Annotated in this window: 11 protein-coding genes; 9 read left to right on the forward strand and 2 right to left on the reverse strand. The window is 51.0% G+C overall.

Annotation, left to right across the window (positions count from 1 at the left end; translation table 11 throughout):
- The first annotated feature begins 126 nt into the window (after window positions 1-126).
- Complete coding sequence (rne, locus tag LF929_RS12835) at window positions 127-3,378, forward strand: ribonuclease E (RefSeq protein WP_210174275.1); 3,252 nt, start codon at window positions 127-129, stop codon at window positions 3,376-3,378.
- Window positions 3,379-3,469: 91 nt separating this feature from the next.
- Here the strand turns inward: rne and LF929_RS12840 are convergent, their stop codons facing one another.
- Window positions 3,470-3,757 (reverse strand): putative quinol monooxygenase, encoded by a 288-nt coding sequence (locus LF929_RS12840; protein ID WP_038907591.1) that lies wholly within the window; start codon window positions 3,755-3,757, stop codon window positions 3,470-3,472.
- A gap of 178 nt (window positions 3,758-3,935) precedes the next feature.
- On the opposite strand from LF929_RS12840, the gene pyrC reads away from it, so the two are divergent.
- The 5 genes from pyrC (at window position 3,936) to LF929_RS12865 (ending at window position 7,444) form a co-directional block, all read left to right on the forward strand.
- Window positions 3,936-4,979, forward strand: a complete 1,044-nt coding sequence (gene pyrC, locus LF929_RS12845) for a dihydroorotase (RefSeq protein WP_210174274.1) — start codon at window positions 3,936-3,938, stop codon at window positions 4,977-4,979.
- Window positions 4,980-5,106: 127 nt separating this feature from the next.
- Window positions 5,107-5,349 carry a DNA damage-inducible protein I gene (gene dinI, locus LF929_RS12850; RefSeq protein ID WP_038903950.1) on the forward strand — a complete coding sequence of 81 codons (243 nt, stop codon included), beginning with the start codon at window positions 5,107-5,109 and terminating at the stop codon, window positions 5,347-5,349.
- 297 nt (window positions 5,350-5,646) lie between these two features.
- On the forward strand, window positions 5,647-5,901 hold the full coding sequence (bssS, locus tag LF929_RS12855; RefSeq protein ID WP_038903949.1) for a biofilm formation regulator BssS: 255 nt from the start codon (window positions 5,647-5,649) through the stop codon (window positions 5,899-5,901).
- A gap of 377 nt (window positions 5,902-6,278) precedes the next feature.
- Window positions 6,279-6,833 carry a cytochrome b gene (locus LF929_RS12860; RefSeq protein WP_038907588.1) on the forward strand — a complete coding sequence of 185 codons (555 nt, stop codon included), beginning with the start codon at window positions 6,279-6,281 and terminating at the stop codon, window positions 6,831-6,833.
- A gap of 32 nt (window positions 6,834-6,865) precedes the next feature.
- The gene (locus LF929_RS12865) at window positions 6,866-7,444 is read left to right on the forward strand and encodes a YceI family protein (protein WP_038909521.1); all 579 of its coding nucleotides are present in this window, start codon (window positions 6,866-6,868) and stop codon (window positions 7,442-7,444) included.
- Window positions 7,445-7,491: 47 nt separating this feature from the next.
- Here the strand turns inward: LF929_RS12865 and LF929_RS12870 are convergent, their stop codons facing one another.
- A complete protein-coding gene (locus LF929_RS12870; protein WP_226092942.1) occupies window positions 7,492-8,562 on the reverse strand; it encodes a rhodanese-related sulfurtransferase in 1,071 nt (356 codons plus the stop codon).
- 203 nt (window positions 8,563-8,765) lie between these two features.
- On the opposite strand from LF929_RS12870, the gene LF929_RS12875 reads away from it, so the two are divergent.
- The 3 genes from LF929_RS12875 to mdtG all read left to right on the forward strand — a co-directional run bounded on the left by LF929_RS12875 (window position 8,766) and on the right by mdtG (window position 12,297).
- Window positions 8,766-9,860, forward strand: coding sequence for an NADH:flavin oxidoreductase/NADH oxidase (locus LF929_RS12875; RefSeq protein WP_038903944.1), 1,095 nt, complete (start codon window positions 8,766-8,768; stop codon window positions 9,858-9,860).
- A 242-nt stretch (window positions 9,861-10,102) separates the two neighbouring features.
- Complete coding sequence (locus tag LF929_RS12880) at window positions 10,103-11,023, forward strand: Kdo(2)-lipid IV(A) acyltransferase (protein WP_226092943.1); 921 nt, start codon at window positions 10,103-10,105, stop codon at window positions 11,021-11,023.
- 47 nt (window positions 11,024-11,070) lie between these two features.
- On the forward strand, window positions 11,071-12,297 hold the full coding sequence (gene mdtG, locus LF929_RS12885; protein ID WP_210176392.1) for a multidrug efflux MFS transporter MdtG: 1,227 nt from the start codon (window positions 11,071-11,073) through the stop codon (window positions 12,295-12,297).
- Window positions 12,298-12,376 lie beyond the last annotated feature (79 nt).

Raw genomic sequence — 12,376 nt, forward strand, 5'->3', positions numbered from 1 at the left:
GCAGGCGACAACCGTGAGGTTGACGCCCCTGCGATAAGACACGAGGCCATCGGTCCCCTCCGGTCATGCACCGCGTTCATCCGCAGCTCTATCAATAATGCAAGTAAAAATAACGAGTTAAGTACGATGAAAAGAATGTTGATTAACGCAACTCAGCAGGAAGAGTTGCGTGTTGCCTTGGTTGATGGTCAGCGGCTCTACGATCTGGATATTGAAAGCCCTGGACACGAGCAGAAAAAGGCAAACATTTACAAAGGCAAAATCACCCGCATTGAACCCAGCCTTGAAGCCGCTTTTGTTGATTATGGCGCAGAGCGACATGGCTTCCTTCCCCTCAAAGAAATCGCACGCGAATACTTCCCCAGCAATTACAACTCTCACGGTCGGCCGAATATCAAAGACGTGCTCCGTGAAGGCCAGGAAGTTATCGTTCAGGTGGACAAAGAAGAGCGCGGCAACAAAGGTGCTGCCTTAACGACGTTCATCAGTCTGGCCGGCAGCTATCTGGTGCTGATGCCAAATAACCCCCGCGCTGGCGGCATTTCCCGCCGTATTGAGGGGGATGACCGTACCGAATTGAAAGAAGCGCTTGGCTCACTGGAACTGCCGGATGGTATGGGCCTTATCGTCCGTACTGCCGGGGTGGGTAAATCCGCCGACGCATTACAGTGGGACCTGGCGTTTCGTCTGAAACACTGGGAGGCTATCAAAAAAGCAGCAGAAGGCCGCTCAGCCCCATTCCTGATTCATCAGGAAAGCAATGTGATTGTCCGCGCGTTTCGTGATTACCTGCGCCCGGATATCGGCGAAATCCTGATCGATAACCCCAAAATTCTGGAATTGGCCAAAGAGCATATCGCTGCGCTGGGCCGCCCGGATTTCAGCAGTAAAATAAAGCTGTATACTGGTGAAATTCCGCTGTTCAGCCATTATCAGATTGAGTCGCAAATTGAGTCCGCCTTCCAGCGTGAAGTGCGTCTGCCATCTGGCGGCTCTATCGTCATCGATACCACCGAAGCGTTGACCGCTATCGATATCAACTCCGCCCGGGCAACACGCGGCGGCGATATTGAAGAAACTGCGTTTAACACCAACCTGGAAGCCGCCGATGAAATTGCCCGCCAGTTACGTTTGCGTGACCTGGGTGGTTTGATCGTTATCGACTTCATCGACATGACGCCAGTTCGCCATCAACGCGAAGTGGAAAACCGCCTGCGTGAAGCCGTCCGCCAGGACCGTGCCCGTATTCAGATTGGCCGCATTTCCCGCTTTGGTTTGCTGGAGATGTCTCGTCAGCGTCTGAGCCCTTCACTGGGTGAATCCAGCCATCATGTCTGCCCTCGCTGTAATGGTACCGGCACGATTCGTGACAACGAATCGCTGTCGCTGTCTATCCTGCGATTGATTGAAGAAGAGGCGCTGAAAGAAAACACCAAAGAGGTGCATGCGATTGTACCGGTGCCTATCGCGTCTTATCTGCTCAACGAAAAACGTGAAGCCGTCAACGCGATTGAAAAACGTCAGGGCGGTGTACGCGCCATTATCGTCCCGCATGACGGTATGGAAACGCCGCACTACGCCGTACTGCGTATCCGTAAAGGTGAGGAAAAACAGACCCTAAGCTATATGTTACCTCAGTTGCTGGAAGCTGAAGCCCAGCAGGCAACGGAAGAACAGGTTTCTGAGCGCCGGGCTCCGGAGCAACCGGCTCTGGCCTCCTTCACCATGACGGACATTTCACCAGAGGAAGCCCAACCCGCTCCCGTCACCCCGACCCCGAGCGTGGAAAAACAGGCCGCTTCCGAGCGCGGGTTGTTTGGTCGATTTATTGGTGCGCTGAAAGGGATGTTCTCCTCTTCTGACGCCGTTAAAGATAAACCGGCTGAAGCAGCGAAAACCGAGTCTGATGAGCAGGAGCAGAAGCAGGATCGTCGGAACAATCGCCGTCAGTCCGGTCGACGTGATCGTCCCCGTGATAATCGCGAACCGCGTGAGCGCGATGAGCAGCGCCGTAACAAACGTTCACAGCAACAAAATGCCGACGTCGATACTACCGCAGTAGCAGAGACATCAGTGCAGGATAAGGCGGTACGTGATGAACAACGCCGCGAACAACGCGCTGAACGCCAACGTCGCCGTCAGGAAGAAAAACGCCAGGCGCAGAATGACGTTAAAGAGCTGAATACGGCTGCCGTTGAAGCAGAAGACACCGTTGCTGCCGAACAGGAAAAACCGGTACAGGTGATGCCGCGTCGTCAACGTCGTCAGTTGCCCCAAAAAGTAAGGGTGGAAGATGGTAGCGCTGCTGGAGAGCAGACGGTAGAGAATGTTGACGCGTTACCTGTGGCGGTATCCTACGTGCAGGAATCAACGGTAGAAAAAGCGCCGGAATCAGCCACCTCGGCCACCGACATTACCAATACGGAAAACGAGGTAGCAACCGAAAGTAACCGTGAAAACGGCCTGCCACGTCGTTCTCGCCGCTCACCTCGCCATCTGCGCGTCAGTGGTCAGCGTCGTCGTCGTTACCGCGATGAGCGTTACCCTGCACAGTCGCCGATGCCGCTGGCACAAGCGTCGGCCTCACCGGAAATGGCTTCAGGTAAAGTCTGGGTTCGTTATCCGGTTGCGCAGCCACAGCAACCAGAACGTGTAGAAGATCTGAACACGCCGGCCGATGAGCAACTGTCTGCCGCACCCGCGCTGGCAACTGCCCTGACCGCGTTACCCGATGTCACGACACCGGATATCACTACACCGAACGTCACAACTGCTCTGGATTCAGCGCCTGCCAGCACCCCAGTCGAGGAGAATCCGACCGCGGTGCCGGTCCTCGCATCAGCGCAGCAGGATGAAGCCTTAGCTGCACCAGCTACTCAAACCGTCGAAAGCACTGTACAGCAGGCAGCTACAGCGCCTCTGGAAGTAGAAGAGCCGACACCGCAAGTTGAGGAGCCGGCTGCGCCTGTTGTAGAGCACGTTGAAGTCGTAGAGCACATTGAAGTCGAGCACGTTGAAGAAACACCAACTGCCGTCGTTGCCGATAACGCCACGACAGCCAGCGGTGATGAATCCGTGGATGCTCAACCTGCCGAACCAGCGCCGGTGATTCATGCTGCCGTAGACGTGATACCAGCCCCTATCGCTCAGGAACCAGTGTCTGCTTCTGCACCCGTTGATACCACCGTGACGGCTCAGCCTCACCAGCATTACGCCACGGCACCGATGACACGTGCACCCGCACCGACTTATATTCCGGATGCGCCGCGTGTCAGCAACTGGCAACGCCCAGCGTTTGAGTTCACAGGCAAAGGCTCTGCTGGCGGTCACTCTGCCGTTAATCAGGCCAGTGCCCCGGCAACTCGTCCTGTGGAATAAAGAGTCTTGTGGACTCAATAAGAGAAAAAAGCACCTTGCTAACGCAGGTGCTTATTCTGATTCGATGCCCGTCTGTATGACGGGCATTTTTTTACGCTACTGGCTGCAATAATTTAATATCCATGCGCTCTACCTTGCCCTCCAGCTGAGCGACAAGCGCCTGAAAATGTGCGGTCAGCTCATGTTCACTGATGGCCTGCTGACTCTTCCAGCGCTCAAAAAATACGAACGAGCCGCTTTTGTTCAACTCTTCATGCAATTCATACTGCAAATTACCCTCTTCCTGACGGCTCGGTGCAACGACCTGGCGAACCGCAGCGGCAACCTCATTGATAAATTCCGGCTTGGCCTGAACACTGGCAACGATACGAATTTCCATCACAATACTCCATTGATATAGCAACAGATTGAATATTCACCCATAAAACGCCAATAACAAGCTAATTTCAACCTTTTCACAACGAACGGATGCATTCGCTGCGCTTTCCGCTTATGCTTATTCCCCGCCGTATTTCCCCCTGCTTCAGGGGCGTTATTTACTGATCGCGGAGCGTTTCATGACCCCTTTGCCGACTATTCTGAAGATTCGTCGCCCTGACGACTGGCACCTTCATCTGCGTGATGACGAGATGCTCAAAGCCGTGCTGCCTTACACCAGCAGCCTGTTCGCCCGAGCTATCGTCATGCCGAATCTGACACCACCTATTACCAGTGTGGCCCAGGCAGAGGCGTACCGGCAACGGATCCTGTCTGCCGTACCGGCTGGCGACACCTTCCAGCCGCTGATGACCTGTTATCTGACAGAATCACTGGATAAAAACGAAATTATCTCCGGCTACCAGCAAGGCGTTTTTACTGCCGCCAAACTGTACCCAGCCCATGCCACCACGAACTCCAGCCATGGTGTCTCAGATATCAAAACCATCTACCCAATACTGGAGTCGATGCAGAAACTGGGCATGCCGCTGTTGGTTCATGGTGAAGTCACCGACCCACAAGTCGATATTTTCGATCGCGAAGCTCGCTTTATCGAGCAAGTCATGGAGCCGCTGCGCAAGCAATTCCCAGAACTAAAGGTGGTATTTGAGCATATCACCACCCGCGAAGCCGCCCAGTATGTGCAAGCGGCCGATCGCTTCGTCGCCGCGACTATTACCCCGCAGCATCTGATGTTTAACCGTAACCATATGCTAGTCGGTGGTATTCGCCCACACTTGTACTGCCTGCCTATCCTAAAACGTAACATTCACCAGCAGGCCTTACGCGAAGCCGTTGCCTCAGGTAGTGAGAAATTTTTCCTTGGCACAGACTCTGCACCCCACGCGAAACACCGTAAAGAGTCATCCTGTGGCTGTGCCGGTGTTTTCAACGCCCAGGCTTCATTAAGCGCTTACGCCACAGTCTTTGAAGAGCTGAACGCCCTGGATAAACTGGAAGCATTCTGTTCACTGAATGGCCCACGTTTTTATGGATTGCCGGTCAATGAAGAGACGCTGGAATTACGCCGCCAGCCGGTGCAATTCCCCGAAGAAATCGTGACAGGTGAAGAATGCATTATTCCATTCCTCGCCGGACAGAGCCTCAACTGGTCTGTCGCCTGATAGTGGTTGACGCGCGGCCATGTAATAAAGGACGCGCGATCTACATTTTGTCTATGTTGTTATTTTTTATCCATGTTGTTGCCTTTTCTTTTTTACTGTATAAAATTACAGTAAAAAGGAGGCAACCATGCGTATTGAACTGACTATTGCAAAAACCACCCTACTGCCTACTGGCGCACTTGAGGCATTAACCCATGAGTTGAGCCATCGGGTGCATGACATTTACCCAGATACCCCAGTGAGCATTCGTTATGCCGCCTCGAATAACCTGAGCGTTTTGGGCGGCAGTAAAGACGACAGAGAGAGAATATCGGAAATCCTGCAGGAGACTTGGGAAAGCGCTGACGACTGGTTTGTTCAAAGCGAGTAATCTCCTTTTTCTATCCGCACAGGTTACCCAATGGTCAGACATCTCGTCTGACCTTTTCGTTTCTTCGGTAAGATGTCGTACTACCTCGCCGTCTTACATTAACGCACTGTACTATTTTTGTTCAAATCACAGCGCTCATTTTGCTGGATAATTAATCGAAACATCCACTTGAGTTTTTTTTACATTTAATTTCCATAAATGAATCCGACAGAGATATACTGATATTGCTCAGCTACAAGAGCCGTCTTAAACCTCGTTTAGTCACTCACGGTAGTAACTAGTCAATAAGGGGTATTTATGGACAGAAAAAATGAGATCATTCAAACGCACCCGCTTGTGGGTTGGGATATCAGTACCGTTGACAGTTATGACGCGATGATGATCCGTCTGCATTACCTCGCTACGGCGGACCAGGCGCCGGACGAAGCCCAGGTTGATCGCACATTATGGTTGACCACCGATGTGGCAAAACAGCTCATCTTTATCCTGGAGGCTGGCATTGCCAAAATTGAATCCAAAGACTGCCAACTGACCGACTACCTTAAGCATTAACGCTTTTTATATTTAGCCTCATTCACCATTATTATTCACCATCCGGACACCGCTCCCTGAGCGGTGTCCTACCGTTATTACCCCAACCACAATGATTCATATTTTGATTTCTTCTTTAAAAGAATAATTGAAATAAAAAAATCAAAAAATAGACAAACCACTTTAAGATAAATCCGCTTTATTTATTAAAAAATAAATCAAAAAGAAAAATAACAAACCCAACTAAAACAAAACATTCGAATAAAAATTCCAACACACACTCAAAACTACTGAAATACAATTTAACCGATTTGGATATGACATTTTTATATTGATTTTACGATTCCGTATAGTTATGTTCCTGTAACAGTTGTCAGTAAATGATAAGGACTTCAATAATGGTTTGGCGTAATACATCAACCCGATATGGATATATCAGTGTACTCCTGCACTGGGCCAGCGCCATAACAGTGTATGGTATGTTTGCCTTAGGACTGTGGATGGTCACACTGGGATATTACAACCCCTGGTATCACAATGCGCCGGAAATACACAAGGGAATAGGCATACTGCTGTTTCTTACCCTGCTTTTTCGCGTTATATGGCGCTGGCTTTCTCCACCGCCCCCGGCGTTGTCAAGTTATTCAACATTAACCCGCATCGGCGCTACAGCAGCGCATGTTTTCCTGTATTTGTTGTTATTTAGCATTCTTATTAGTGGCTATCTGATTTCCACGGCTGAAGGCCAGGCCATTTCTGTTTTTGGCTGGTTCTCCGTGCCTGCAACGTTAAGTGGCATTCAAAACCAGGCGGATAGCGCCGGGAAGATTCATTTATATCTGGCCTGGTCAGTTGTCATTTTATCGGTTTTACATGCACTGGCGGCACTAAAACATCATTTTATTGATCGTGATGTAACGTTAAAACGCATGTCAGGTCGACATGTTGATTAATTTATTTGGGAATTTAAGGAAAAATACCAATGCTGAAAAAAACGCTTCTGCTGGGTGTCACCCTGGCGTCTCTGTTCTCCTGGACCAGCTCGGCCTCTGCTGCCGATTATCAAATTGATAAGAAAGAGCAACATGCGTTTATTCAATTTCGGATTCAACATCTGGGATATAGCTGGATTTACGGTTCATTCAAAGACTTCGACGGGACATTTACGTTCGACGAAAATAACCCTGCAGCAGATAAAGTGAATGTTACTGTTAATACCAACAGTGTGGATACCAATCAGGCAGAACGCGACAAACACATTCGTAGTGCTGAATTGTTAAATGCCGACAAATACCCTCAGTCAACATTTACCTCGACCAGCGTTCAGAAAGACGGGGATATATTAAAAATCACCGGTAATTTAACATTACACGGTGTCACCAAACCCTTAACGCTGGACGCCAAACTGATGGGCAAGGGTGACGACCCCTGGGGCGGGTATCGTGCTGGTTTTGAGGCGAAAGGTAAACTGGCGCTAAAAGACTTCAATATCACAACCGATCTCGGCCCAGCGTCTCAGGAAGTAGAATTGATTATCTCTATCGAAGGTGTTCGTCAGAAATAATCGCTGACGCAGGGCTCTTACGAGCCCTGCGCTTATTTTCAATCTGATTATTTGTCTTTTCTGGGTTCTTTTTCCGGTGCTGGAATCCCCAATGTGGTGTTCAGCAACCCCTTCGATTTGTTAAAAATCTTCATGCTGATTTCACGATTCTTGCGGCGCAGACGTTGCTCTTCAAGCGGCAGTTGTGTTTCTTCCTGACACGCGCTGCTACAGCAACCCGCATATTTTTCTGCGCATGTCGGGCATTGAATGAACAACAAATGGCATCCCTGATTTTTGCAATTGACGTGGGTATCACAAGGCTCCCCACATTGATGGCAATGCGCAATCACATCATCGGATACCCGCTCACCCATCCGTTCGTCAAACACGAAATTCTTACCGATAAATTTCAGCGGCAGCCCGCGGGATTTAGCCTGACGGACATACTCAATAATACCGCCCTCAACATGGTAAACATTCCTGAAACCATGATGAAGCATATAGGCACTGGCTTTTTCGCAGCGAATCCCGCCAGTGCAATACATCACAATATTCTTGTCACGTACGTTTGCCAGCATATCGACGGCCATCGGCAATTGCTCACGAAATGTATCGGAAGGCACTTCGAGCGCGTTTTCAAAATGACCAACCTCATATTCGTAATGATTACGCATATCCACGAACAAGGTGTCGGGGTCATCGGCCATCCGGTTAACCTCTTCCGCTTTGAGATACTGCCCTACCCGTGTTGGGTCGAAACTGGCATCGTCAATCCCATCGGCCACAATGCGATCCCGCACTTTCATCCGTAATACCCAAAATGACTTGCCGTCATCTTCCAGTGCAATATTCAAACGAACGCCGTTGAGTGCCGGATGCGCGCTATACAACGCGGTACGGAAATCCTCAAATCGACTGGCGGGGACGCTTATCTGCGCATTGATCCCCTCACGGGCGATATAAACGCGGCCGAAGACCCGAGCCTTATCAAACGCGATATACAGTGCGTCACGAAAGGCTTGTGGTTCATCCAGTTGAAAATATTTGTAAAAGGACACTGTCGTTCGCGGCTCGGTTTCAGCGAGCATACGCGCTTTCAGTTCCTCATTGGAAACACGGTTATGTAACACTGGCATGGTGTACTGTCCTGTTTTTATTGAGGTGAATGGCGTTAAGATGATATGAACGCGATGTTGCGTAACCAATAAATTTCCGTCGCATCATACAGGAGGGATAGCATGCTGTCAGTGAACGACGGGGATATCGGAATGTGAAATCAGGATTTCAGCCACACTCTGGCATGGTGTGCTGAATCTCTCTCAGATAAGGGGTTATTTTCATGAGCAAGCTGTTCAGTCCATTGGCACTGGGAAACCTGACGCTACCAAACCGTATTATCATCGCCCCCATGTGTCAGTACTCCGCAAAAGACGGCAAAGCCACAGAGTGGCACATGATGCACCTGGGCACGTTGTCGCATTCCGGCGCGGGCTTACTGATTCTTGAAGCCACCGCCGTGGCGCCGGAAGGACGCATCTCACCACATGATCTCGGCCTATGGGATGACGATACCGAGCGTGCTTTAGCCCCCGTCATCCGGGGAATCCGTCAGCACTCCACTATCCCGTTGGGTATTCAACTCGGCCATGCCGGCCGAAAGGCATCAACCGACGCCCCTTGGGCTAACCGGGCCTTCCTGTCTCCCACACAAGGTGGCTGGCAAACCGTCGCGCCCTCGGCATTGCCTTATGCCCCTGATGACACCGTGCCGGTCGCCATGAGCCATGATCAAATCAAAAACCTGATTGATGCCTTCGCCGCTTCAGCCAAACGGGCAGACCGACTGGGATTCGATTTGATAGAAATCCATGCGGCACACGGTTATCTGTTGCACCAGTTTCTCTCGCCTCTCTCCAACCAGCGTGACGACGAATACGGTGGTTCACTGACCAATCGGATGCGGTTACTGCGTGAGGTTTATATGGCGGTACGAGAGGTGTTTCCACCGCATAAAGCAGTCGGTGTTCGCATTTCCGCCACGGATGCCGTTGAAGGTGGCTGGGATTTGGCACAATCCATTGAACTTGGTCACGTATTGCGCCAACTGGGATGCGACTATATTCATGTTTCCAGCGGTGGGCTATCGCCATTGCAGCACATCCAGCCCGCGCCCAACTATCAGGTGCCTTTCGCACAAAAAATTCGCCAGGAAACGGGGCTGGTAACGATTGCCGTCGGCTTAATTACGGAGCCAGAGCAGGCGGAAGCTATTCTTGCAACCGAAGAAGCGGACGCGGTGGCCCTTGCCCGAGCCATGCTGTTTAACCCTCGCTGGCCATGGCATGCCGCGATCCGACTGAAAGAAAACGTCACCGTTCCTCCGCAGTTCTGGCGCTGTGAACCTCACTACGCCAAAGGTTTGTTCACCTCCTGACCGCCATATCCCCGCCGTCACCGTGCGGGGATCACAGGCATGATGCCGATCCCACCCTAATGTCATCAAACGTTAAAATCCGTATTTCACAGATGCTATGATAAATACCGTGTTGAATTTGCGGATAAAAAACACACGTGTGTTTTCTTCTTAAGAATGTCGCCTTTGGCTGCTCGGTTGGAAAACGCAAAGAACTCCATTAACCGTCGGCGTGTTATTCGCCGTTTTTTAATACTAACGCTATGACTCAAATCCCCGCCTTCAATCGCTCGCTGCTACACCCACGCTACTGGCCGACCTGGACAGGCATCGCGCTACTCTATCTGGTGGTCCTGTTACCTTATCCTCTCATCTATCGCATCGGTACGGGGTTGGGAAGACTGTCAATGCGTATACTGAAACGCCGCGTCGCGATCGCACATCGTAATTTGCAACTTTGCTTCCCGGATATGCCAACTGAGGAGCGAAAGGCGCTGGTTAAGAAAAATTTTGAATCCGTCGGGATGGGCGTCATGGAGACGGGGATGGCCTGGTTCTGGCCAGACTGGCGAGTGGAGCGCTGGTTTACGGTAACCGGACTAGAACACATGCAGCCACTGCGAGAACAACAACGCGGTGTGTTACTGATTGGTCTGCATTTCCTTACGCTGGAATTAGGGGCTCGCATCTTTGGTATACAAAACGCCGGTATCGGTGTTTATCGGCCTAACGACAACAAATTGATCGACTGGCTGCAAACATGGGGAAGAATGCGTTCTAACAAATCCATGCTGGACCGAAAAGACGTTAAGGGCATGATCCGTGCGCTGAAACAAGGCGAGATTATCTGGTACGCCCCTGATCACGACTATGGTCCACGCAGCAGCGTATTTGTTCCTTTTTTTGCTGTTAAAAACGCCGCAACGACGGTCGGTAGTTATATGCTAGCCCGTGCAGCAAAACCCGTTATTGTGCCATTCGTCCCCCGTCGTTTGCCGGATGGAAAAGGCTATGAGCTGCTCATTCGCCCAGCCCAACTGGATATCCCATTGGAGAATGAGACAACCACCGCAGCCTGGATGAATAAGCTGATTGAAGAAAACATCCTGCTGGCACCGGACCAGTACATGTGGTTGCATCGCCGTTTTAAAACACGCCCTGACGGGGAACCTTCGCTCTATTAAGCGCTTTTTGAATCATGTGCTGGCATACGGCCAGCCAGGGAAACACTATGGATGATACCGCTCCGATTGACTGGAAACGCAACCTCTACATTGCCTGGTTGGGATGTTTCTTTACCGGGGCGGCCTTCAGCCTGGTCATGCCTTTTCTTTCACTTTACGTCGAACAACTGGGCATACAGGGTCATGAGGCGCTCAATCTCTGGTCAGGTGTAGTGTTCAGCATCACGTTTCTATTTTCTGCGATCGCTTCGCCTTTCTGGGGACGCCTTGCCGACCGCAAAGGGCGAAAACTGATGCTACTACGCTCCGCCCTGGGGATGGCGATAGTGATGGCGTTAATGGGCCTGGTGCAGAATATCTGGCAGTTTCTGTTACTCAGAGCCGCATTAGGCGTTTTGGGCGGATTTGTGCCGAATGCCAATGCCCTGATCGCCACACAAGTGCCTCGTAATCGCAGTGGCTGGGCACTGGGAACCTTGTCTACCGGCGCGGTTGGTGGCGCACTGCTTGGCCCGCTACTCGGCGGCTATCTGGCCGATACCTTCGGTTTGCGTCCCGTTTTTTTCATTACCGCCGTAGTGTTGTTTATCTGCTTTCTGGTTACGCTCTTTTTCATTCGCGAGCGCATTGAGCCTGTCAGGAAAAAAGACATGCTTAGCGGGCGTCAGGTCATGGTTTCTCTGAAAAATCCCCATCTGGTAATGAGTTTGTTCGTTACTACGCTTATCATTCAGGTGGCAACCGGCTCCGTTGCACCGATATTGACCCTGTATGTACGCGAGCTGGCAGGCCAAACCGACAATCTGGCGTTTATCAGTGGTGTGATTGCGGCTATTCCCGGTGTCTCAGCACTCCTGAGCGCCCCCCGGTTGGGAAAACTTGGCGACAAAATTGGCCCGGAGCGGATTCTGGTTGCCATGCTGATACTGTCAGTATTACTACTGATCCCCATGGCATTCGTGCAATCACCCTGGCAACTGGCAGCATTACGTTTCCTGCTAGGTGCGGCTGACGGCGCGTTACTGCCCGCCGTGCAAACGTTGCTTATCTATCACTCTTCTCATCAGGTTGCCGGGCGAATATTCAGCTATAACCAGTCATTCCGCGATGTCGGTAACGTGACGGGGCCGCTGTTAGGTGCCAGCGTTTCCGCAAGTTTTGGGTTCAGGGCCGTATTTCTGGTAACAGCCAGCGTTGTGATGATCAATGCGTTCTACTCATGGCTCTCGTTGCGCCGGAAATCCAACCGGGAAGCGTTATCCGAAGCAGAATAGTGCTGCCAGGAATAGCTGCCTGGTATCGCGTGTGGACATGCGATAGGCATAAAAAAAGCAACGGACTAGCCGTTGCTTT

Source organism: Dickeya oryzae (genome assembly GCF_020406815.2).
In the GTDB taxonomy this organism is placed as follows: Bacteria; Pseudomonadota; Gammaproteobacteria; order Enterobacterales; family Enterobacteriaceae; genus Dickeya; species Dickeya oryzae.